The 860-nt window shown below is 33.8% G+C and carries 1 protein-coding gene; it reads right to left on the minus strand.

From position 1 onward, the window contains the following. Window positions 1-717 (minus strand): endonuclease/exonuclease/phosphatase family protein (locus CWB66_RS21005; protein ID WP_138586963.1); only part of this gene is annotated, 717 nt, incomplete at its 3' end. Between the last annotated feature and the right edge of the window lie 143 nt (window positions 718-860).

The following is an 860-nucleotide window of genomic DNA, read 5'->3' on the forward strand; positions in this document are numbered from 1 at the left end:
ATCTCCAGCTATTATCCACGGGCCCTCTTCATTTTGCGCCGCTTCGTTTAGCGCTGCAAGTAAGGTATTTCTATTTTGCCAATGTTGTTTCGATCGCGGTGAAGGAGGATGTGCTACGAAAACCGTTATAATGTGATCAACAAATAGAAACTTTAATTTAATATAACCTAATTTATCAGCATCTAATTTGATCTGCTGTTTATAAACCATAGGTATACGTGATAGAACAACAATACCGTAAGGAATGCCTTCAATTTCTTCATAACCAAACATATCGGTTGTGCTTAAGAATCGACTCAACAAATCACGGTTATTGTCACTGAATTCTTGTAAAATCAGCACATCCCATTTTTGTTGCAGTAGGGTTAATAAATGAGCGTCTATGTATTCATTATTATAATTTAAGTTTATTTGCTTAAACGTCAGGAGCCGCTCATTACTGGATGTTTGATAAGATAAGCTAGGAAACATTGGACTAAGGCCTAGCATACATATAAATAGTAGCCCTACTGCAACTTTATATAATCTAAGCGTAATCAAAAATAAAGCACATATAAGTGCTGCTGCTAATAATTGAATACGTAGGGAAACAAGTACATCTGCGTAAAAATAATTTAATGGATTAAACGCAAGTGCAATAAAAAACAGTGCGGCTAATAAAAAAATAATCCGAAAAAAAATAATTTGCGAATTATTGAGCGTGAAGACTCTAAACATAAATTTATCGACCTAATTAATTTTTCAGGGTCTGTTAATCTTTGTGGATTAAAATTTGTGCTATCTAGGACAAATCCAAAGGGCAGCAAATGTTTGGTATTTATGCTGTATTATCGCCTATTTATAGAAAATAAACTCACCAC

It is taken from the genome of Pseudoalteromonas sp. S558, from assembly GCF_005886635.1.
GTDB lineage: Bacteria > Pseudomonadota > Gammaproteobacteria > Enterobacterales > Alteromonadaceae > Pseudoalteromonas > Pseudoalteromonas aliena.